This is a genomic window from Salmonella sp. SJTUF15570 (assembly GCF_043357055.1).
GTDB lineage: Bacteria > Pseudomonadota > Gammaproteobacteria > Enterobacterales > Enterobacteriaceae > Salmonella > Salmonella enterica.
The window spans coordinates 209904-231149 of record NZ_JBEUKJ010000001.1 but is presented as its reverse complement, the minus strand read 5'-3'; the positions used below and the strand labels follow the sequence as shown (position 1 = coordinate 231149).

At 48.6% G+C, this 21246-nt stretch carries 27 protein-coding genes, 1 tRNA gene and 1 pseudogene; 18 read left to right on the top strand and 11 right to left on the bottom strand.

Annotation, left to right across the window (positions count from 1 at the left end; genetic code table 11):
• Positions 1-80 precede the first annotated feature (80 nt).
• Complete coding sequence (locus ABVN44_RS01215; RefSeq protein ID WP_048348862.1) at positions 81-1214, bottom strand: mechanosensitive ion channel family protein; 1134 nt, start codon at positions 1212-1214, stop codon at positions 81-83.
• Positions 1215-1407: 193 nt separating this feature from the next.
• Between ABVN44_RS01215 and ABVN44_RS01210 the strand changes: the two genes are divergently transcribed.
• The 6 genes from ABVN44_RS01210 (at position 1408) to ABVN44_RS01185 (ending at position 5130) form a co-directional block, all read left to right on the top strand.
• Entirely contained in the window at positions 1408-1734 is a 327-nt protein-coding gene (locus ABVN44_RS01210) for a four-helix bundle copper-binding protein (protein ID WP_001183699.1), read from the top strand.
• A gap of 8 nt (positions 1735-1742) precedes the next feature.
• Positions 1743-1819, top strand: a tRNA-Arg gene (locus ABVN44_RS01205).
• Positions 1820-1930: 111 nt separating this feature from the next.
• Complete coding sequence (gene zinT, locus ABVN44_RS01200) at positions 1931-2578, top strand: metal-binding protein ZinT (protein WP_164525745.1); 648 nt, start codon at positions 1931-1933, stop codon at positions 2576-2578.
• Positions 2579-2686: 108 nt separating this feature from the next.
• The gene (gene aadA, locus ABVN44_RS01195; protein WP_023232224.1) at positions 2687-3475 is read left to right on the top strand and encodes a cryptic aminoglycoside nucleotidyltransferase ANT(3'')/ANT(9); all 789 of its coding nucleotides are present in this window, start codon (positions 2687-2689) and stop codon (positions 3473-3475) included.
• 144 nt (positions 3476-3619) lie between these two features.
• Positions 3620-4213 carry a helix-turn-helix transcriptional regulator gene (locus tag ABVN44_RS01190; protein ID WP_023232223.1) on the top strand — a complete coding sequence of 198 codons (594 nt, stop codon included), beginning with the start codon at positions 3620-3622 and terminating at the stop codon, positions 4211-4213.
• Between the two features lie 68 nt (positions 4214-4281).
• The gene (locus tag ABVN44_RS01185) at positions 4282-5130 is read left to right on the top strand and encodes a MerR family transcriptional regulator (protein ID WP_000190260.1); all 849 of its coding nucleotides are present in this window, start codon (positions 4282-4284) and stop codon (positions 5128-5130) included.
• 254 nt (positions 5131-5384) lie between these two features.
• Here the strand turns inward: ABVN44_RS01185 and ABVN44_RS01180 are convergent, their stop codons facing one another.
• Together ABVN44_RS01180 and ABVN44_RS01175 are read right to left on the bottom strand one after the other, a co-directional pair.
• The gene (locus tag ABVN44_RS01180; RefSeq protein ID WP_000208086.1) at positions 5385-5633 is read right to left on the bottom strand and encodes a biofilm/acid-resistance regulator YmgB/AriR; all 249 of its coding nucleotides are present in this window, start codon (positions 5631-5633) and stop codon (positions 5385-5387) included.
• Between the two features lie 78 nt (positions 5634-5711).
• A pseudogene (locus ABVN44_RS01175) lies at positions 5712-5866 on the bottom strand (hypothetical protein).
• An 82-nt stretch (positions 5867-5948) separates the two neighbouring features.
• Here ABVN44_RS01175 and ABVN44_RS01170 point away from each other — a divergent pair.
• From ABVN44_RS01170 to ABVN44_RS01145, 6 genes are all read left to right on the top strand, one after another.
• Entirely contained in the window at positions 5949-6494 is a 546-nt protein-coding gene (locus ABVN44_RS01170; protein WP_000617988.1) for a chorismate mutase, read from the top strand.
• Positions 6495-6690: 196 nt separating this feature from the next.
• Complete coding sequence (gene leuE, locus ABVN44_RS01165; RefSeq protein ID WP_000457190.1) at positions 6691-7329, top strand: leucine efflux protein LeuE; 639 nt, start codon at positions 6691-6693, stop codon at positions 7327-7329.
• 172 nt (positions 7330-7501) lie between these two features.
• The gene (gene yeaR / locus ABVN44_RS01160) at positions 7502-7864 is read left to right on the top strand and encodes a DUF1971 domain-containing protein YeaR (protein WP_001248993.1); all 363 of its coding nucleotides are present in this window, start codon (positions 7502-7504) and stop codon (positions 7862-7864) included.
• 2 nt (positions 7865-7866) lie between these two features.
• Positions 7867-8049, top strand: coding sequence for a DUF1869 domain-containing protein (locus ABVN44_RS01155; protein WP_000513733.1), 183 nt, complete (start codon positions 7867-7869; stop codon positions 8047-8049).
• Positions 8050-8278: 229 nt separating this feature from the next.
• Positions 8279-8920 (top strand): hypothetical protein, encoded by a 642-nt coding sequence (locus tag ABVN44_RS01150; RefSeq protein WP_001532438.1) that lies wholly within the window; start codon positions 8279-8281, stop codon positions 8918-8920.
• 313 nt (positions 8921-9233) lie between these two features.
• The gene (locus ABVN44_RS01145; protein ID WP_000512149.1) at positions 9234-9482 is read left to right on the top strand and encodes a GlsB/YeaQ/YmgE family stress response membrane protein; all 249 of its coding nucleotides are present in this window, start codon (positions 9234-9236) and stop codon (positions 9480-9482) included.
• A 138-nt stretch (positions 9483-9620) separates the two neighbouring features.
• Here the strand turns inward: ABVN44_RS01145 and ABVN44_RS01140 are convergent, their stop codons facing one another.
• Entirely contained in the window at positions 9621-9719 is a 99-nt protein-coding gene (locus ABVN44_RS01140) for a YoaK family small membrane protein (protein WP_001589065.1), read from the bottom strand.
• A 195-nt stretch (positions 9720-9914) separates the two neighbouring features.
• Here ABVN44_RS01140 and ABVN44_RS01135 point away from each other — a divergent pair, with 195 nt between their 5' ends.
• Positions 9915-10166 (top strand): DUF333 domain-containing protein, encoded by a 252-nt coding sequence (locus ABVN44_RS01135; RefSeq protein WP_000673492.1) that lies wholly within the window; start codon positions 9915-9917, stop codon positions 10164-10166.
• Between the two features lie 68 nt (positions 10167-10234).
• Positions 10235-10546 carry a hypothetical protein gene (locus ABVN44_RS01130; RefSeq protein ID WP_000487126.1) on the top strand — a complete coding sequence of 104 codons (312 nt, stop codon included), beginning with the start codon at positions 10235-10237 and terminating at the stop codon, positions 10544-10546.
• Here the strand turns inward: ABVN44_RS01130 and ABVN44_RS01125 are convergent.
• A complete protein-coding gene (locus ABVN44_RS01125; protein WP_001222527.1) occupies positions 10532-10879 on the bottom strand; it encodes a DUF488 domain-containing protein in 348 nt (115 codons plus the stop codon). The two genes, ABVN44_RS01130 and ABVN44_RS01125, sit on opposite strands and share 15 nt — an antisense overlap.
• 118 nt (positions 10880-10997) lie before the next feature.
• On the bottom strand, positions 10998-12182 hold the full coding sequence (locus tag ABVN44_RS01120; protein ID WP_000205342.1) for a CynX/NimT family MFS transporter: 1185 nt from the start codon (positions 12180-12182) through the stop codon (positions 10998-11000).
• A 100-nt stretch (positions 12183-12282) separates the two neighbouring features.
• On the opposite strand from ABVN44_RS01120, the gene ABVN44_RS01115 reads away from it, so the two are divergent.
• Positions 12283-13077 (top strand): helix-turn-helix transcriptional regulator, encoded by a 795-nt coding sequence (locus ABVN44_RS01115; RefSeq protein WP_048348861.1) that lies wholly within the window; start codon positions 12283-12285, stop codon positions 13075-13077.
• Here ABVN44_RS01115 and ABVN44_RS01110 read toward each other — a convergent pair.
• Positions 13057-13503: a DUF441 domain-containing protein gene (locus ABVN44_RS01110; protein WP_000460698.1), complete on the bottom strand. Its 447-nt coding sequence runs from the start codon at positions 13501-13503 to the stop codon at positions 13057-13059. The two genes, ABVN44_RS01115 and ABVN44_RS01110, sit on opposite strands and share 21 nt — an antisense overlap.
• Positions 13504-13708: 205 nt before the next feature.
• Between ABVN44_RS01110 and yoaI the strand changes: the two genes are divergently transcribed.
• Positions 13709-13816 carry a small membrane protein YoaI gene (gene yoaI / locus ABVN44_RS01105; protein WP_000272239.1) on the top strand — a complete coding sequence of 36 codons (108 nt, stop codon included), beginning with the start codon at positions 13709-13711 and terminating at the stop codon, positions 13814-13816.
• 144 nt (positions 13817-13960) lie between these two features.
• Here the strand turns inward: yoaI and ABVN44_RS01100 are convergent, their stop codons facing one another.
• Both ABVN44_RS01100 and dgcJ read right to left on the bottom strand, forming a co-directional pair.
• Positions 13961-14479 carry a YbaK/prolyl-tRNA synthetase associated domain-containing protein gene (locus ABVN44_RS01100; protein ID WP_161397179.1) on the bottom strand — a complete coding sequence of 173 codons (519 nt, stop codon included), beginning with the start codon at positions 14477-14479 and terminating at the stop codon, positions 13961-13963.
• A 49-nt stretch (positions 14480-14528) separates the two neighbouring features.
• The gene (gene dgcJ, locus ABVN44_RS01095) at positions 14529-16022 is read right to left on the bottom strand and encodes a diguanylate cyclase DgcJ (protein WP_023182066.1); all 1494 of its coding nucleotides are present in this window, start codon (positions 16020-16022) and stop codon (positions 14529-14531) included.
• A gap of 294 nt (positions 16023-16316) precedes the next feature.
• Between dgcJ and ABVN44_RS01090 the strand changes: the two genes are divergently transcribed.
• Positions 16317-16517, top strand: a complete 201-nt coding sequence (locus ABVN44_RS01090) for a hypothetical protein (RefSeq protein ID WP_024148491.1) — start codon at positions 16317-16319, stop codon at positions 16515-16517.
• A gap of 144 nt (positions 16518-16661) precedes the next feature.
• Here ABVN44_RS01090 and ABVN44_RS01085 read toward each other — a convergent pair whose 3' ends face one another.
• Both ABVN44_RS01085 and yeaG read right to left on the bottom strand, forming a co-directional pair.
• The gene (locus tag ABVN44_RS01085; protein WP_023258651.1) at positions 16662-17948 is read right to left on the bottom strand and encodes a YeaH/YhbH family protein; all 1287 of its coding nucleotides are present in this window, start codon (positions 17946-17948) and stop codon (positions 16662-16664) included.
• Between the two features lie 122 nt (positions 17949-18070).
• Positions 18071-20005 (bottom strand): protein kinase YeaG, encoded by a 1935-nt coding sequence (gene yeaG, locus ABVN44_RS01080; protein ID WP_001518010.1) that lies wholly within the window; start codon positions 20003-20005, stop codon positions 18071-18073.
• 426 nt (positions 20006-20431) lie between these two features.
• Between yeaG and ABVN44_RS01075 the strand changes: the two genes are divergently transcribed.
• Positions 20432-21178, top strand: coding sequence for a MipA/OmpV family protein (locus ABVN44_RS01075; RefSeq protein WP_000163762.1), 747 nt, complete (start codon positions 20432-20434; stop codon positions 21176-21178).
• The last annotated feature ends 68 nt before the right edge of the window (positions 21179-21246 follow it).

Below are 21246 nucleotides of genomic sequence, written 5' to 3'. Positions count from 1 at the left end.
CGCAAGTCGTTTCCCCGCATTGCCGTGTCGCCGTTAACGCACCGGGAACCCATAGGTTCCCGGTATTGTCGGCAGAGATTTTATTGCATGACGCGTTTATCTGCGTTTTTTGCATCAGCGGTATTACTGTAGCCCCTGGTCTCTTCAACCTGTACAGGGGCTCTAACGACCAGACTTGGCAGCGCCAGTTCGATATCATTCTCAATGAGTTTTTCAATAATACGGATATTTATCTCTTGCTGAATATCCATGTATTTATTGTAATCCGCGGTATTGACGATATGCACTACCTCATAGGTCAGCCGATCCTGACCAAAGGCCAGTAGATGGGCGCGGTCGAATTGTGTTTCGCCGACATCGGTAATAATCTTTTTCACCATATCGCCGATGAGGCGTAACTTTTCCGGCGGTGTCGCAGTGGCGACGCCAAAAGTAAACACGATACGACGCGTTTGCATCCGCTTATAGTTGTGTATGGTTTGCTGCAACAACTGCGCGTTCGCACAAACGATCTGTTCGCCGCTGAGGCTACGGATGCGAGTGGTTTTCAAACCGATATGTTCAATCGTACCGGCTACATCATTAAAGACGACGAAATCGCCGATCTCGAAGGGCTTATCGAAACCAATCGACAGCGAAGCGAAGACATCGCTCAGAACGGTTTGTACCGCCAGGGCAATAGCAATACCGCCCACGCCGAGGCTGGCTACCAGTGCGGTAATATCCACGCCGACGTTCGCCAGGATGGAGAGCAACATCATAGACCAGACGAGCACGCGCAAAATCATACCAAGAATGACTAACGTCACCGGGTTTTTATTGGAGCCTGGGGCATACAGTAAATGACGCATCCATGACTGTACGCCCTGATCAAGCCAAATCGCCATTTGAATCGCAACCACTAAAAACCAGGCGTGAGAGAGGGTAGAGAATAACCGGTCGGGCAGGGCGACAAAGCGCAGGCTAAAGAGAAATGCGGCAAAAAAGATTAGCATCTTACTGGTCTTTTTCAGCATCTCGAAAACAATAGGCCGCAGCCGCCCATGAGCATCATCCTTTTTATCCGGGCGTTGTAGCGCTTTATAGACCACATTAAGTAGCCAGTTGATGAGCCAGTAAGTAATGAGGGTGACGAAAAAAACGACCGCCAGATTGATCCAGAACGTCGTTGACATCAGCATCGCAACGATATTTAGTCGTGCTAAATACTCCATTTTACCTCCGATGAAAAGCAGATGAACATTACAGTATAGACGTCACATCACGGAGGCCGATTTCCGGCTTTACTATTGCTGTTTTATTCAGCACTTTTGTTCAAAAAGCATGAAAAAGAGGGGTAGCCGTTTGGCTATCCCGGCGTTTCTGTGCAGACTTATCTACTCCTCTTAATAAAATAAGGAGTCATTTATGCAACAAGAACATCGTGAGTGTATTGAGCAGTGTTATGAATGCGCGGCGGCGTGTGATATCTGCGCCTCTTCTTGTCTGCGTGAAGATAACGTCGAAATGATGAAGCACTGCATCCAGTTAGATATGCAATGTGCGGCCATTTGTCGCCTGGCGGCGCAATTTATGGCATTGGAAAGCGAGTACTCACAAAAATTATGCCGCCTGTGCGCGGATATCTGCAAAGCCTGCGCCGAAGAGTGTGCAAGGCACGATCACGACCATTGCCAGAATTGCGCGCGGGCATGCAGCCAATGCGCAGACGCCTGCCTTAAAATGGCCGCGTAATTTTTCTTCCGCCATTAGCTCAACCGGATAGAGCATAGAGCTTCTACCTCTAAGGTTCGGGGTTCAATTCCTCGATGGCGGACCAGTTGATATCAAAAAAGGCCACCTGCGCGGTGGCCGCTGAGTTTCTGTTGAAATAAATGCAATGTTATAATATAACAATCATCTTTCTAAGAAAGATGAGGGTAACGTTTTGGTGATTCATTTAAAAAAACTGACAATGCTTCTGGGAATGCTGTTGGTAAATAGTCCTGCCTTCGCGCATGGTCATCATGCTCATGGCGCGCCGATGACGGAGGTTGAGCAAAAAGCGGCAGCGGGCGTGTTTGATGACGCTAATGTACGCGATCGCGCGCTCACCGACTGGGATGGTATGTGGCAATCCGTCTATCCTTATCTGGTCAGCGGCGAGCTGGACCCTGTCTTCAGGCAAAAGGCGAAGAAAGACCCGGAGAAAACGTTTGAGGATATTAAAGCGTATTATCGCAAAGGATACGTGACGAATGTTGAGACGATCGGCATTGAAAATGGCGTTATAGAATTCCATCGCGACAATAACGTTGCATCCTGTAAATACAATTATGCCGGCTATAAAATTCTGACTTACGCATCGGGTAAAAAAGGGGTGCGCTACCTGTTCGAATGTAAAGATGCGAATAGCAAAGCGCCTAAATATGTTCAGTTTAGCGATCATATCATTGCCCCGCGCAAATCGGCGCACTTCCATATCTTTATGGGAAATATCTCGCAGCAGGCATTGTTGCAAGAGATGGAAAACTGGCCTACCTATTATCCTTATCAGTTAAAGGCGAATGAGGTCGTTGACGAAATGCTACATCATTAAGTCTGATTGCAATGTTAAAAGCTCGCTATGAATAGCGAGCTTTTTTTCTGCCGTTATGCCATATTTCTGGCAATCAATATAAAAAATACCTGCGCCCCCGGAGCGATGATGACGCTGTCCATACCGCCCTCGATTCAATGCCAAACGGAAGCGGCATGTCGCCTGATTACTCGTGTCACAGGCGATACGTTGCGTGCTATTCATTTATATGGTTCCGCTGTCGCGGGCGGTCTGAAGCCAAACAGCGACATTGATCTACTGGTGACAATATGCCAGCCGCTGACGGAGGCCCAACGCGCAATGCTGATGCAGGAGTTGCTGGCGCTTTCATCGCCGCCGGGGGCGTCGGCAGAAAAACGCGCTCTGGAGGTCACTGTCGTGCTTTATTCGCAGCTGGTTCCCTGGTGTTTTCCACCTTCCCGGGAAATGCAATTTGGCGAGTGGCTAAGAGAGGACATTTGTCAGGGGATTTATGAACCAGCGCAACAGGACTGGGACATTGTGTTATTGATAACCCAGATTCTGGAAACCAGTATACCGCTAAAGGGAGAACGCGCGGAACGGCTGTTCACGCCAGCCCCTGCGGCGCAGTTGCTGAAGGCCTTGCGTTATCCCCTCGACCTTTGGCAATCCACGGCAGATGTGCAGGGAGATGAGTATCATATCGTTTTAACCCTGGCGCGTATCTGGTACACCCTTTCTACCGGGAGATTTACCTCTAAGGATGCGGCGGCTGACTGGCTGTTACCTCAGTTGCCAGAAGAGTATGCTGCTACGTTGCGTGCGGCGCAGCGTGAATATTTAGGTCTGGAGCAACAGGACTGGCATATTTTGCTGCCTGCGGTCGTACGCTTTGTGGATTTTGCGAAAGCGCACATCCCCACGCAGTTCACATAAGATGCCCCAGGACGTCTGTCAGGTTGCGCAAACGGCGTTCCTCAACTACTACTTAATAGGTTCTCATCGCTGAAGTAAGCAGATGATCTTATGCGGGCCATCGAATGGATATTCCCACATGGCTCTCGTTTTGTTGAGGTGGATATGACTGGTTCCGCATCATCTGTTTTAAAGACAGATACAAGACTATTGAGCGAAAACCTGTTTCTTAATTATGGTCTGGAGTCCTTATTTAAGGACGTCGCAATAATAGCTGGTAACGTAAATTATATTATTTTTGATATCGACGATTACTACACCGTACAGCAGTATATTACTTCCACATTTAAAACGGTACTCATTGGAATTGTTACCCATAATGAATATAACTTTATTGATGAACATCATGTCATATATCGAATAAAGGTCGATGCCTCTATTGCTGAGTGGCGTGAGTTACTGATTTTGGCCGCTGCTGGTCAATTTTTTCCCAGGTCAGAGAAAGTCAGATTAACGGCGAATGAAAGAAATGTTTTGGCGATGCTTGTTAAAGGAATGGATATCCGACAAATAAGCTGTGAGCTAAATGTACATTTAAAAACTATTTACTCAGTACGCTACCATGTTCTGACTAAATTAGGTTGTAGAACAGTTCTGGATTATCAAATACTGTCCGTCTCTAAAGCCTTTATGCACTGGCTTACAATAAATAATGTTGATAATGTAATTTCCCGTGTAAATAGTAAGGTCATTGCTTAATAATGATTTGCTTCTGATGGCGTTTAGGTTCACTATGCTTTCTTACATCATCATGAGGCCAGACAGGCATGGCTACTTTTAGTATTAGCGCAATGGCGGCGCAGTGTGGTGTCACAACAGCAAATATCAGGTCCTGGGAACGCTATGGCCTGCTTCAACCTACCAAAGATGAAGCTGGCAATCGTTTTTATTGCATAGAAGATGCTATCAGAATACAGCATATTATCGACGCGTTAAGCAAAGGCTTCTCATTAAAAGAGATTAAACCTGCCCTCTATGGTGAAGAAACGCATTGCCGCTCGGGATGGTTATTCTACCAGGAAGAGATTTTAGCGCAGTGTAGAAAATTCGAACCCGCCAAATTGCGAAAATTACTCTGGCGTTATGGTCGGGAAATTCCGCCGTGTATCGTCATTGAGTCAATACTGCGTCCTTTACGGCTGTGGTTGTCCGCAGGCGATGATGATGCACGCCGATTTGAAAAGGCATTACTGGATACTGCGATTATTGAATACGCCACGTTCCAGCTAAGTAGCGTACGAAAGGCGCCAGCAGGCACAATGCTTATTGCTGCGTTTTCGCTGAACGACCCCATTGAGCTATGGCTGGAAACGATTAAATATTGTAGTGAAGGTATGCGAGTTGAAGTCATCCCCTGGCAGGCGCCGATGCCCGATCTTTTATCAACGTCTTTCGAGCATATTGTTCTGTGGCATGATGAGACATTAACTCCCGCGCAGGAAAATCTTATTCAGGCTTTAAAAGAATCGGGTAAATTTAGTCTTCATGTGAAAAATGGCTCATGCTTAACATTACTGCCAGCCGTATATCGGCAGCATGAGATGCCGGAAAGCATGCAGCATGTTGCACCGCAAATCCATGCAAACGGCTACGAAAAATCAGGCACCGCACGTTGAGGCATCTGCATTATTAACGAACAGGGGAGGAGTAACCCCCTCCCTTGTTTATACCCTTCATACTCCAAGTTGCTTATGTGTTGGCTACGGATTACTCGGCCCATCCATGGGCCTCGCCCTGACGGGCCGTCGCACGCGACGTTCAAATCTGCTCCCGGCAGATTTGTCGTTCACCCCAGTCATATAGTTATCTATGCTTCTGGGGACTCACTCCCTTGCCGCCTTTAAGCAACTCGAATTATTTTGGGTATATATTAGATGTCGTCAGGTGTCTGAAACAAAACGGCTTCTAAGGCATTACGGTAAATATCAAGCTGCACTACGTCTTTTTCTGTTTCCAGTTTTTCAATAAGTTTGGCGATGATATCCTTATTTGAGACATGCTGCTGCGATTGCAATAGTTCGTAAGTAATTTCCTGAATAGCTCGCTGTTCACATAACATATGTGCAGAAAAAGGATTGCCAGTACTATTTTGTTCGTTGACTAGTGTAATGGTAGTCATATTTCACCATATTCGATGTAAATTGAAGCCGATCTCCCTGAGCGGGGGAGAGAAATTAGTGACTTATTAAAGTTAGACCTATATCATAAAACTGTAATAAAAAATCATAAAAACGTGATATGCATCACATTTGTGTGATTTGTTGTATATTTTATACACTTTAAATGAAGGTGAAGATTCCGCAGAATCAACGGCCTGTTCTTTTTATCACTCCAGTTTAAACGAATAAGCATTAATACCCATCTGTAATAATTACTTAATGTTATCTTAATAAAGGTAAATTACTGTCAGGCCTCCGTAAAAGGAGGTTGATTAATGATTCGTCATATCGCCATTTTTCTTTGTTCTTTATTGATGTGCAGCACCACTTTTGCCGATTCGGTAACGTCGGTATCGCTTGGCGCGCTCTTAACCGCGCTCAATGAACGCATGTTATTAATGAAAGATGTGGCTGCTTATAAAATGAAGCACCATCTGCCGATAGAGGATTTCACGCGTGAACAAAATGTTTTCGCCGAGGCTGAAGAAGAAGCGAAAAATAACGGTCTGGACCCGCATTCGATAACCCCTTTTATTCGTTCGCTAATGGATGCCAGTAAAGCGATACAGTACCGCTATTTAGCGCAGTGGCGAACCGGCTCAGAACCCTCCTTTCCGATACAAACCTTGTCGGTCACCCGGCAACGTATTCGACAACTTGATAATCAAATGTTGATCATTATCAGCCAGCGCTTGATGGTCGGCGCTTTCAGCCACGAGGATATGGTGTGGCTGAGAGCGAAGTTTAATGCGCCGAATCTGAATGAGAGCGATATCAGTGATGTGTTGGCAGCCCTGTCTTTGGTACGACGCGCGCGTTAATTCCCCATGAGGAAACGTGGGCCAATACCTGGTGATTACCTGCGGGGGGCGCGATACAAGAACGTTTTTGGGTGATGTGGATATAAGCGTGGCGGAATAGCGGCTGGAGAGACGTGGTTTCGCTTCCCATCTTCCGGTGCATTCGTTAGCATACTGTTTCGCAGCTAAGCGTAAATGTTTTCAGGAAGAGGTTAATGTGTTCGCGGAGTATGGTGTTCTGAATTATTGGACGTACCTGGTCGGGGCGATTTTTATCGTTCTGGTGCCGGGGCCGAATACGCTTTTTGTGCTTAAAAACAGCGTGGGACGCGGGGTTAAAGGAGGATATCTTGCCGCATGCGGCGTGTTTATCGGCGATGCGATATTAATGTTTCTGGCGTATGCGGGCGTGGCGACGCTGATCAAAACAACGCCGGTTCTGTTTAACATTGTTCGCTATCTCGGCGCGTTTTATCTGCTCTACCTTGGCGCAAAAATCCTTTACGCCACGCTGACCTCAAAAGGGCGTGCGGCGACGGAAACGGTAGTTCCTTTTGGCGCTATTTTTAAGCGTGCTTTAATTCTTAGCCTGACGAATCCTAAAGCCATACTTTTTTATGTTTCCTTTTTTGTGCAATTTATTGACGTTACTGCGCCGCATACTGGCGTGTCATTTTTTATTTTGGCCACCACCCTTGAAATCGTCAGTTTTTGCTATCTGAGCTTTTTAATTCTTTCTGGCGCTTTTGTAACCCACTATATTGGTACCAAAAAGAAACTGGCAAAAGTGGGCAATTCTTTGATTGGCCTTCTTTTCGTCGGATTTGCCGCCCGGCTGGCAACGCTCCAGTCTTAACCACCTGGACCCGTCGTCAACGGCGGGTCATTGCTCTCCTTTCGGTTTTATTGCGTGGAAAACAGCAAAATAGTAACCAATAAATGGTATTTAAAATGCTGTTTTTGGAGCGTAACCTTTTTACGACAGCGATGAGATTATCGCTGAGTAACCTGCGGGAAGAGGGAAGCAAATGCGGCAAATTCCACAAAATCATATCCATACACGTTCCACGCCCTTCTGGAACAAAGAGACGGCGCCTGCCGGAATTTTCGAACGCCACCTTGATAAGGGAACGCGACCCGGCGTTTATCCTCGTCTCTCGGTGATGCAGGGGGCGGTCAAATATCTCGGATACGCTGATGAACATTGCTCTGAGCCGGAAGAAATCATGGTGATCAATGCCGGCGAGTTTGGCGTGTTTCCTCCGGAAAAGTGGCACAATATTGAGGTCATGACGGATGATACCTATTTTAACATCGACTTTTTTGTCGCGCCGGAAGTACTGATGGAAGGGGCGACCTCACGAAAAGTCATTCATGCCGGGAGAGAATAATAATGGGAAAAGCTACTTATACTGTCACGGTCACGAATAATAGCAACGGCGTCTCTGTGGACTATGAAACGGAAGCACCGATGACGTTGCTGGTACCTGAAGTTGCAGCAGAAGTTGTGAAGGATTTGGTCAATACCGTGCGTTCCTACGATACCGAAAACGAACACGACGTTTGCGGTTGGTAAGGATCTTGTAGTATCTATTTGATATAAAGTGATTTTTTAAATCAGAAGCCGCATCGCGCGTCGCCAGCGTGATGCGGTTTTTGCGTATTGAAAAGCGCTGTTTATTTACATCAGACATGGGTTGAAAAGAAACATTAAGAAAACATTAAGAATATCGCATTGTTTGCTAATGAGAGCGTATTCATAAAACTTATGATTGGGTATTAAAAACCAGAAGAGTCTTATAATCATGAAACTCGATACCCGATTAACTTCGTCAGCACTTACTCTTGCGCTTGCCGCTGTGGTCATCCCGTTTACGGCGGACTGGCAATTGCCTTTGCTTAACGGCGTGGTGGTCCGATGGATTGAAAACGGACAAGCGTTATGGTTACTGTTTGGGGCGCTATTTACCGCCTGGTATATACGGCCACTTTCCCGTCCCGAAGGGGCAAAGCAGTTTTGGCTATGGGCTGTTGTCTGGTGGGTGGTGCTATTGGGTAGAAGCACCAGTTGGGGGCGTGACTATTTCCCTGACGAGCCGCGTATGCTGTTCAGAACGATTTCAGTGATATTAATTGCTGCGTTAGTCTTGCCAGTCCTGTTTTCTGCCGGGCTACGTAAGGAGATTGTTCGTCGCCTACGGGACGCTCCTCTGCCATTGTGGCTGTTTACCGTGACGGCATGTTCATATCTGATTTCCGACACTGTCGAGCATCATCGGTGGTTGTCGCCGATATTCCTGCATAACGCTCGTTACACAGATTTGATTGAAGAGCTTTATGAAGTGCCATTTATGATCGGTTTGTTTATGGTGACCGTGGTGTTTATGCAGCAGGACAAGCAGGATGAATGTACTGCGCTGGAGATGACCCCGTATCACGCAAAATAGCGCGGCTGAAAAAGACCATGAATTCGGCATGGGATAGATAGCGGTTAGCAAAAAAAGCCCGCACTCGGTGAGGCGGGCAAATAATACTGGAAGCAATGTGAGCAATGTCGTACCGAACAGGTGGGTTATAAACTCAACCACTCGGTATTGATAAAGATAATCGTTATCATTAATGATTGCAACCCTGATATTTATGCGCTTTTATCCACGACGCTAAAAGGTGATGGATATCACAAACTTCACTTTCCTGACGATGTGCTATTCTTTTTAACGGCAAATAAACCGCTAACGTTAAGACATAAGTGAGGAAAAAATGGGCATTCTTTCATGGATTATTTTTGGACTTATTGCGGGTATTTTGGCTAAGTGGATCATGCCAGGTAAAGATGGCGGCGGATTCTTTATGACGATCATTCTGGGGATCGTTGGTGCGGTAGTCGGAGGATGGATCAGTACGTTCTTTGGCTTTGGCAAAGTGGATGGTTTCAACTTCGGCAGCTTTGCAGTCGCGGTGATCGGTGCGATTGTCGTGCTGTTAATCTACAGAAAAATCAAAAGCTAAACGCAGAACTTTCAGAGATAATAAAGGCTACGACAGGTAGCCTTTATTATTCAAAATGAATTTACCACCAGCCCAGTTCGGTACCCGCCGCCGCAATTAGCGCGATGCCCATCAACACCATCGTTGTTTTCCTCATGGTTATGCTCCCGGCGCGGCGTAACCGCCAATAAAAAACCATGCCAAAAATAATATTGCCGTAATGAAAATGACGACAGGGAAGAGGATACCCACTCTCATGCTATTACCTTCACTGTTCAGGGGGCGCCAGAATAGCAGGGTTTTCTCAGCGACAAAAGGTCGGTTGCTTTGTGACAGGGCGTGGCTATTACTGACTTAACCCGGGATAAACACCCACTAAAGCGCTGACAGAAAGTATGGAAATAGCGTACCCGCCAGGTTATCCTGGACAAAATATCGCTTTAAGGAGTCGTTATGAAATTTACGTGGATTGCGTTGCCAGGCGTATTGCTGCTGAGCGCTTGTTCATCGTCGCAACCCAACGCCCCCCGGCCGCCGCGCATTGGGATGCCTAATCCGGCAGCCGTCTACTGTGAGCAACAGGGCGGTACGCTGATGCCGGTGCAGACCCCACAAGGCGTGCGTTCCGATTGCAAATTGCCCAATGGCGAAATCATTGATGAGTGGACGTTATGGCGCAGAGAGCACCCTGATACGAAAAAGTGACAACCTGTGGTCCGACGGGATATGATTAAGAACAATCTGATAATGAGTTTCATGCGGCGCAAGAAAATATGTTTCAGTTAAAGCCGGGCGCGTTGGCAATAGTTATTGGCGCTAAAACACCCGCCGGACGGCAGAATATTGGTAAATCGGTTGAGCTATTTTGCCTGTGTCAACCCGGAGATGAATTCATTAACCCGGTAAATGGACACGTCACCTTACTGCCGAAAGAAGCGCCTCGGGCGCTGTGGCTGGTCACGGGCGATGTAGCCTCCGCCGATGGCCAGCACGGTTTTGCCTGGGTGCGGGCAGAACATTTGATGCCGTTGTCCCCGGACAGACAACCAGGCCAGGCGGCGGCACGACAATCACAGCTCTCGTAGCCACTCTGCCAGCACAATGGCATGGTTCTGGCGAGTATCTTTAGCGGCGTATAGCAACGTTAGCGGCTGGTGTCGGGCAATATCCGCCAGACGTTTGCCTTCTTGATGCTGTTGCGCAAGTTCTGCCCGGTATTGCTGCGCGAAGTGGTTAAAATCAATCAGTTCGCTATGAAAGGCTTTGCGCAATTCGGTGGAGGGCGTAATGGCCTTATTCCATTCATCATAGACCAGCGCTGCTTTTTTAATGCCGCGCGGCCATAGCCTGTCAACCAATACCCGATAACCATCGTCTTTTTCCGCCGGGAAATAGACGCGCTTACACTGGATTCGCATTTTTCCCTCCTGTGTTGGTGTCGCTTACGGTACTTTTGTCGGATAGCGGTAATGATTTTAATGGATCAGGCCTGATAAACGAAGCGTCATCAGGCATTCAAGTGGGTATCAGGTTTATTTATGACGCTATCTCTCGATCGCGTCCGGCGTAGAGGCCGAAAATCGCCATGATGATAGCCAGAACCGTTACGCCTGACAGCGGTAGATACCAGCTACCGCTGGCATCATGAAGTTTTCCCATGACGGGCGGCCCACATGCCGCCAGTAAATACCCGACCGACTGCGCCATGCCGGAAAGCGCCGCCGCCTGATGCGCCGAACTGGCGCGCAGGCCGATAAACGTCAGGCCGAGGATCATCGTCGCGCCTGAACCGAAGCCGAACAGTAGCGTCCAGATGACAGCCTGGCCCGGCACAAACCAAAGCCCCGCCGCGCCCACCGCGCACAAGAGTGAGACCAGCGCGGCAATCCAGCGTTGATCGTTAAAGCGATGCAAAATAAGCGGAATGGCTAACCCAGGCGCCGCGGTCGCCAGTTGCAGCAGGCCATGTAGCGATCCTGCCTGTGCTTCGCTGTAACCGTGGCTGATGAGTATTGTTGGTAACCAGCCGATAATCACATAATAAATCAGTGAGTTAAGTCCCAGAAACAACGTAACTTGCCAGGCTAAAGGCGAACGCCAGATACCGCGTTCATGTAATGCCCGGGAGCTACTCAGGTTAGCTGAGCGGGTAGTGCGCCACTGCGGCAACCAGATAAGAAACGCCAACAGCGGAAACAGCATTAGCATTAACAGCGCGCCGCGCCAGCCAAAACCGTGCAACGCCAGCGGAACCACCAGCGCGGACCCCAACGCGGCGGCGGCGCCCATCGTCAATGAGTACGCGCCCGTCAGCCTGGCGACATGTTGTGAAAAATCGCGCTTAATCAATCCTGGTAGCAGCACATTACCCAGCGCGATCCCGCACCCAATAATGGCAGTTCCGGCAAATAACAATGCAGCGGAGGGCAGGGAGCGGAGGGCAATACCCGCGCAAATCAGCAGCATTGCGGCGAACAGACTACGTTCCATCCCGAACCGGCGCGCAATACCGGCCGCCAGTGGTGAAACCAGTGCAAACGCCAGAAGCGGCAAGGTTGTTAGCAGGCCCGTCTGGGCGGTGGAAAGACCGTAATCCGAACGGATTGTCTCCAGCAACGGCGCAGCGCCGGTAAATGTTACGCGCAGCGTAGTGGCTATCATCAAAATACCGGCAATCAGTAAAGCGCCCTGTTTGCCGCGTGGTGAAAGGGCTGTCGTCATCGTTTTCTCATCTCGTCAGGCGAGGCGATACCTTAACAGTTTTTACTGTTTGGATGAATCAAGCTAAAATGACAATTTATCGCTAAAATCGGACAATATAATGATTGGCCTGAGACTGGATGGTTACGATCCCGACCTTCACCACGATGCCGCTGTGGCCTTTTGTATTCGCGCCAGGGATGATGAACTGTTTAGCCCTCGCCATCAGCATCGCAAGGGACAGTTGATTCTCGCTCTGCACGGCGCGATTACCTGCGAGGTGGAAAATGCGATGTGGATGGTTCCGCCCCAGTATGCCGTCTGGCTCCCCGGCTCGCTGCCGCACAGTAATCATGTGACCGCAGGGGCGGAGCTGTGCTTTTTATTTATTGAACCTGCGGCGGTCGTCATGCCGGAGCGTTGCTGCACGCTGAAAATTTCGCCGTTATGCCGGGAGTTGATTTTGTCGCTGGCGCGCAGAACCGATCCCGAAAGAGCGCAAATGCCAACGCAGCGCCTTATTCAGGTGTTGTTTGATGAACTGCCGCAGCAGCCGCAGGAACAATTGCAATTACCGGTATCGGGGCATCCGAAAATCCGCCAAATGGTTGAGACAATGGCGCAGGAGCCCGCGCGATGGAATACATTAGGGCAGTGGGCCAGCGTATTCGCGATGAGCGAGCGTAACCTTGCCCGGTTGGTCGTCAAAGAGACGGGACTAAGCTTTCGTCGCTGGCGTCATCAGTTGCAATTAATTCTGGCGCTACAAGCGCTGATCGCGGGACGTAATGTACAGCAGACGGCGCAAATGCTGGGTTATGATTCCACCACGGCATTCATTACCATGTTTAAAAAAGGCCTGGGGCAGACGCCAGGCCAGTATCTGACGGGCGAGTTACTGTTTCCCCACAATTAAAGAGACCAACCCCGCCGCAATCAGTGGGCCGACCGGCACGCCGCGAAACAGCGCGACGCCAAGTACCGTACCGACCAGCAGCCCGGCGACGAGCTGCGGTTGGTTTCCCATCAGCGTAATGCCGCGGCCGCCCAGCCAGGAGACGAAAACGCCGACGGCAATCGCGACCAGCGATTTCCAGTTCACAAAAGAGTGGATCAATGTGGAGGGCGGTAGGGTTCCGCTGGCGATGGGAGCCATCACGCCGATGGTCAGAATGATAATCCCGACGGTGAGTCCCTGTTTTTCAATCCAGGGAAAAAAGGTATTCAACGGGGTTACGCGGACAATAATCAGCACCAGAATTGAGACGGCGACAGTGGTGTTGTGGCTGATAAATCCCAGAGCTGCCAGTCCGAGCAGGATCAGCAGAGTGACATCAAACATTATGGTTTCCTTGCCAAAAAGTAAGCCTGACTACTTTACGCCCAAACGGCAAAGCGCACAGGCCTTTTTAACGATTGATGCGGATTTCAGGCAACTGCCTGAAAGACAATCTCTACGTGAAAAACGGCGTTGTCATTAAATTGCCATCAACGCCGCGTATTGCTAACAGGTGAACCGTCATTGTTGTCTTCCTGAGGATACAATTATGTACGATCCACCGTTTCTTGAAGCGCTGATGATTACGGCGTCGTTTTTCGCCATTTTTATCATTATCGTTGTGTCGGTATTGCTCCTTGAAGGGGAAGGGGACTAAGAGCCTATCCCATTAGGGCTATTTTACTTGCCATTTTGGACCTGGGCAGTGCTCAAAATCCTCACGTACTACGTGTACGCTCCGGTTTTTGCGCGCTGTCCGTGTCCAAACTGGCTGCGCCAATAACGCCTGGTGGGATAGGCTCTAAGCCGTTGGCGATGACTGAAAGCGGCGGAAAACTGCCAGTTCTGGTCGGGCGATGCGCAGATAGTCCTGTGTATTCATAATGACTGATTTTTCCAGCAGGCCGGCATTAAAGGCAATTTCATCGAAACGCTCAAACAGGAGCGGATCGGCGATCAGTTTCAGATTGGGGTGAAAACTGAAAGGCGGGATCGCGCCAAAAACGCAGCCGGTCAACATATCGACTTCCGCCGGGCTGGCAAGGGAAGCGCGTAAGCCGCCCAGATGTGAAGCAAGCTGAGAGAGGTCGGCTTGCTGATCGGCCGCCAGAATAGCAAGAACGTGCTGGTTGACGCCGTTGCCTTTGACTTTACAGACCAGCGCTTTTGCGCCCTGGCCCAGCGCAGTACCGCGTATTTCAGATACCGCTTCGCATTTCCCTACCGCTTCATGGTTCACCACACGATAGCGCGCGTTCTCCTGGGTTAATAAAGCCACTAAACGTTGGTGTGTAGCGACACCCTTTGCGACTTCAGTCATTTCGGCCATTTCTTACTCCTGGTGCAATATGAACATTTACTGCGAAGCACTATGATGAACGATGTTGTTTTTGTTGTTTGTTCAGATAGAGCTGCGCATCGGAAGCCTGGTAGGCATCATTAATCGTATCATTGGGCTGCATATTATAAATCCCGGCAGAAAAATGGACTGTCTTATCCGGTGCGATAATTTGCAGGTTACGAATAATACGCTCCGGCAGATGGATAGCCAAATCCGCCGCGTAATCAACAAGAATAATACAGAACTCATCGCCGCCGAGGCGAATGGCGTAATCGCTTTTACGAATCGATGTTTTAATCGCTTTCGCCAACAGGGTTATAATTCGGTCGCCTTCCTGGTGCCCCTGGGTATCGTTGATCAGTTTTAACCTATCGCAATCAATAGCGACAAATGTCACCGGCGTCCCGGTATTGACCAGGCGTTGCAGTCGCTGTTCCAGCTCCGGTGTTAATATTTTACGGTTGTAAAGCCCGGTCATGGCATCGCTAATATTTTCGCGTGTGACGTTACGATAAAGCCGAAAGTGCATCCGTACCATATTAAGCAGGAGCGCCGTTGCCAGTAAGTAAAAGGCCAGCGCTTTCCAGGACGAGACAAGGAAATAGGTTAAATCAAGGGACAACGAAACGCGCAGTCCACCCGGGATATCATGGCTATAATTTACATATTGAAACAGATTATTTTTGCTTTGATTAATAATAATTTCTTTTCCGGAGTCCATATCCTTTAGTGTTACGTTAAGATAACGCCAAACCAGCGGACGGTCCTGGGTATAAAAAATATTTTTTAAATTATCCTGGTTAACATCCACCATCACGATACCTTTTAACGTTCCCGCCAGATAGACTGGCGTTAAAAAGCTCATGACGTTTTCCTGGGTAATATCATCCATGTAAATACTTGAAATAACCGTACGGCCGGTAAAAAGTTTATCTATATCTTTTCTGTTAATACCCATTGTGCCTTTTTGTAAAAAAGTCCAACGATGCATGGCGAAGCGCCGTGAGTTGATTAAATCATAGAAATAGACATAATGTTTATTTAAATCAACGTAATAACGGAATTTAAGCTCCAGTGTGCCCAGCCCGTGACTGTGGTCGTCCTGCGAACGGTTGATGCTTACCGCCTGATCAAATGCAGGCAGTAAAAGGGCGTCATCAAGATTATCGGTACACTGTGTAGCGGCGGTTTGCAGGGTACCATGTAGCGCCGGGTAATTATGCCGGGTCAGGTTGACACCGTGCGTACCGTTAATAGCCTCAAAGGCGTCGCAAAAAGCGCGGCGTTTTTCTGCGGTGACGGGGTCTCCCGGCGCTTCAAAAGTTCGCATCAAATGTGCGGCGATGCTCTGATTCTGATACTTATCGTACAAAAACGACGAATCGGCTCTCTCCATGATATAACGCATATAGGCATTCATTGCCCTGTCGCTAGCAATAAGTTCGTAAATCAGGAAGGACGATGTCAAAACGATGACGCTTGCCGAGATAAAGTGCCTGAGCGCTTTATGATGCAAATTCATGATGAACTACAGCCCTGAAAGTCGGATGCGTTAGTTTACCATAGCGATGAGAATTCCTCTAATAGACTGTTTAAAAATAAAACGCGTTGATGTTATGGAATAAAAATCATTCTCGATTTAATAAACCAATTAATACGCTGTGTTTATATTTTCATGTGTGACTATTGTGATAAAAACTAAATTTTTAACCAACAATACTGATCTATTTGTGACAAAAAGAAAATAACCTTTATTATGATGATGAAAGGAGTGTGAAGTGGTAAGGATAATAATTTACTTCCGTTCTGAGGCTCTATGAAACGATTTAAAGAGATGGCTGTGATGTTATTTTTTGCATTACTGGCAGCAGGTTTTACGTCGTCGGCGATGGCGGATGATCCTTTTTCACATGTTTTGGATCATGTTTTTGATAAAGTCCCTGCCTGTCACATTGTTCCTCCTGGAGTGGGGCAACCAGGACATTTGGGGCCTTGGTCTTGGCCTTGGTGTTATTAACATGATGGAATTCTATTAATGGGTTAAATTACCCGATATGCCGGAATACCTTCATTCAGACTATTCGCGGGTAATTGCTTCAGTCATAAAAACCGAACACCAGGTTTATTAAAACCCGCCCGACATATGAACGGGCGGATTTATTTATGCACTTTGATTGGCGCTCTGTTTCTGAAACAATTCGCGGAATACCGGATAAATATCCTCCTGATCGCGAATATGCTGCATGGCGAAGTTATCGAACGTCGCCTGCAGATGTTCATACTCGCGCCATAAGGTCTGGTGGGCGCGGCGGGTAATCTCGATATAGCTGTAATAGCGCACTACCGGCAGCAGCTTTTTCGCCAGAATCTCATGGCACAGCGGTGAGTCGTCGGCCCAGTTATCACCGTCTGACGCTTGTGCCGCATAGATGTTCCACTGACCGGGGTCGTAGCGCTCTTTAACCACTTCATCCATGAGTTTAAGCGCGCTGGAGACAATCGTCCCCCCGGTCTCTTGCGAATAAAAGAACTCATGTTCGTCCACTTCCTTTGCCTGGGTATGGTGGCGGATATAAACCACTTCGACGTTCTTATATGTTCGGCTCAAAAACAGATAGAGCAGAATGTAAAAACGCTTGGCCATATCTTTGGTTGCCTGGTCCATCGAACCCGAGACGTCCATCAGACAGAACATCACCGCCTGGCTGGAGGGCTCAGGCCGTTTTTCATAATTTTTATAGCGTAAATCAAAGGTGTCGATAAACGGCACTCGCTCGATTTTAGCCCGTAGTTCGGCAATCTCCCGACGTAATCGCTCCTCTTCAAGCAGTTGCGCTGGTTCGCTGTGGCTGATGGTCTCCAGTTCCGTTTCCAGCGCGTGCAGTTCGCGGCGTTTTCCTGCCGTCATTGCTGTACGGCGCGCCAGAGAGTTTTGTAGCGAACGTACCACGCTGATATTGGCCGGCACGCCGTTTGAGGTGAAACCGGCGCGGTGAGTTTTATACTCGTTAAGCTGGCGATGTTGGTTTTTTTTCAGATTAGGCAGCGCTAAATCTTCAAAGAGCAGATCCAGATACTCATCTTTTGAAATCTGAAAAACAAACTCATCCTGGCCTTCGCCGTCCTGGCTGGCCTGACCTTGACCGCTGCCGGAACCGCCGCCGCCACCGCTTTGCGGACGCTCAATGCGATCATTCTGGATAAAGTGATCGTTACCCGGATGGACGCGATGGCGCAGACCGCCGCGCCCCTGATGAAACATCGGTTCGCTAATATCATCGGTTGGAATAGAGACGGACTCTCCGCTGTCGACATCGGTCACTGAGCGTTTATTAATCGCTTCGGAAATCGACTGCTTAATTTGTGCTTTATAACGACGCAAAAAGCGCTGGCGATTCACCGTGCTTTTATTTTTGCCGTTAAGACGTCGGTCTATGAACCAGGTCATATGCCCCCCGTACTGCCAACTGAGCGCCTGTTCTGTTAGTGCCGGATAGCGCTAACGCTTAGCCAGTCTACAGAACATTACTTTGTAGGCCCGGTAAGCGCAAGCGCCACCGGGCATTAACATCACGACGATTTACGCACGCGCAGGTACCACTCGCACAGCAAACGAACCTGCTTACGGGTATACCCTTTTTCCATCATCCGATCGACAAAGTCGTCATGCTTTTTCTGCTCGTCAGTCGACGTTTTGGCGTTAAAAGAAATGACCGGCAACAGCTCTTCAGTATTAGAGAACATTTTTTTCTCAATCACCGTGCGCAGCTTCTCGTAACTGGTCCAGTTTGGATTACGGCCGCTATTGTTGGCTCTGGCGCGCAGGACAAAGTTTACTATCTCATTACGGAAATCTTTCGGGTTACTGATACCCGCTGGTTTTTCAATTTTTTCCAGTTCGGCGTTCAGCGACTCGCGATCGAACAGTTGACCGGTATCTGGGTCGCGATACTCCTGATCCTGAATCCAGAAATCCGCATAAGTCACGTAACGATCAAAAATGTTCTGCCCGTACTCAGAGTAAGATTCGAGATAGGCCGTCTGGATCTCCTTGCCGATAAATTCGGCGTATTTCGGGATCAGGTAGCCTTTCAGGAACTCCAGATAACGCTCAGCCTGCTCCTGCGGGAACTGTTCACGCTCGATTTGTTGTTCCAGAACGTAGAACAGATGTACCGGGTTTGCCGCTACTTCCGCATGGTCGAAGTTGAATACGCGGGAGAGGATCTTAAAGGCGAATCGGGTGGAGAGACCGTTCATCCCTTCATCCACGCCCGCATAGTCGCGATACTCCTGGTACGATTTGGCTTTAGGGTCGGTATCTTTCAGGCTTTCACCGTCATAAACGCGCATTTTCGAGTAAATACTGGAATTTTCCGGCTCTTTCAGGCGGGAAAGAATCGAGAAGCGCGAAAGCGTTTCCAATGTGCCCGGCGCGCAGGGCGCATGAGCCAGCTCGCTATGATTAAGTAGTTTCTCGTAGATTTTGATCTCTTCGGAGATTCGCAGGCAATAAGGCACCTTCACAATATAGACACGGTCGAGGAACGCTTCGTTATTTTTATTGTTACGGAAAGTCACCCATTCAGATTCGTTTGAGTGGGCAAGTATGATGCCATTAAAGGGCAGGGCGGAAATACCTTCCGTACCATTGTAGTTACCTTCCTGAGTTGCGGTCAGCAAGGGGTGCAGCACCTTAATAGGCGCTTTAAACATCTCGACGAACTCCATGATCCCCTGGTTAGCGCGGCACAGCGCGCCAGAGTAACCATACGCATCCGGATCGTTCTGGGCGTGATGTTCGAGTTTACGAATATCCACCTTGCCGACCAGCGCCGAAATATCCTGGTTGTTTTCATCGCCGGGTTCCGTTTTGGCGATGGCAATTTGCTCCAGAATGGAGGGCCAGACTTTCACCACGCGGAATTTAGTAATATCGCCGCCAAACTCATGCAGGCGTTTGGCCGCCCACGGGGACATAATCGTACCGAGATAGCGGCGCGGAATACCGTACTCTTTTTCCAGAATCTGCGCGTCTTCCTGCGGATTAAACAGGCATAACGGATGATCGTTGACCGGACTACGCTCGCCGTTGGCGCTTAAAACATAAATTGGCACGCGCTGCATTAGCGATTTCAGCCGTTCAGCGAGCGATGATTTGCCACCCCCCACAGGTCCCAGCAAATAGAGAATTTGCTTCTTCTCTTCCAGCCCTTGCGCCGCATGTTTCAGATAAGAGACAATCTGTTCAATCGCGTCTTCCATGCCGTAAAACTCTTCAAACGCAGGATAGCGAGCAATAACCCGGTTGGAGAAGAGTCGGGAAAGTCGGGGTTCCTGGGCAGTGTCGACCATATTAGGCTCGCCGATAGCCATTAATAGCCGCTCTGCCGCGTTGGCATAAGCACTGCGATCTTGCCGACAAATGGTAAGAAAATCCTGCAGTGTGAACTCTTCGTCCTTGGCAGCTTCGTAACGCTGGCGATAGTGATCGAATATATTCATGATATGCCATCCTTTCGTTTTTTCGCACATGTTAAGAGCCGTTCATATGAATAGTAGAGGCTCCCGGAAGAGGTAGACTGAACGCCGTCTCTGCTAAGGAAAAAAAAGCAACTCTCATGCCATTTTATTGGTCAGAAGATCAACGTGTCCGGTGATACACCTTCTTAACATTAAGCGTAGATGGCATTTGCAAAACTTGCCTGTACGCGTCAGTGGATTTCGATGACATATCAATAACTCATCAGGTAGAAAAGGCTGGTGGATATCAGAAAAAGCGTTCCCGGTCACATAACGATCATCAGCCGATCATCTGAAAATAATCGGTGGTGGTGATATTAAACGGTTACATTGTGTAAAATAGTTGGGCTTACAGGTATTGGCGGTTACACTTTTGCCGCAGAACATTTGAATAAGGAATTATGGATTGTGACCAAACTTAAACTTCTGGCTCTTGGCGTGTTTATTGCAACATCCGCCAGCGTCGCGCACGCTGAAAGCAACCTGACGTTGGGCGCAGGCGTTGGTGTGGTTGAACACCCTTATAAAGATTACGATAGCGATGTTTATCCGATACCGGTCATCGCTTATGAAAGCGAAAACTTCTGGTTCCGTGGTCTGGGCGGCGGGTACTACTTGTGGAATGACAATGCCGATAAGTTGTCAATCATGGCATACTGGTCCCCGATGTACTTCAAACCGGGCGACAGCGATGACCATCAGTTGCGTCGTCTGGACAGGCGTAAAAGTACTATGATGGCGGGCGTTTCTTACGCGCATCACACCCAGTATGGATTCCTGCGTACCTCACTGGCAGGGGATACGTTGGATAACAGTAACGGTATTGTCTGGGATCTGGCCTGGCTGTATCGGTATACCAATGGCGGGCTGACCTTAACGCCTGGTATCGGGGTTGAATGGAATAGCGAGAACCAGAACGATTACTATTACGGCGTATCACGTAAAGAATCTTCGCGTAGCGGCCTGCGCGGCTATAACCCGAACGATAGCTGGAACCCGTATCTTGAACTTAGCGCTAACTATAATTTCGCCGGTAACTGGAGCGTATATGGTACTGCGCGCTACACCCGCCTGTCGGATGAAATTACCGACAGCCCGATGGTGGATAAATCCTGGACCGGTATCCTTTCTACTGGCGTGACCTATAGATTCTGATTGATTGAATTTGCCGGAAAAACCATGACAAAGCCTGCGTTATGCGGGCTTTGTGCTGTCTGAAACGC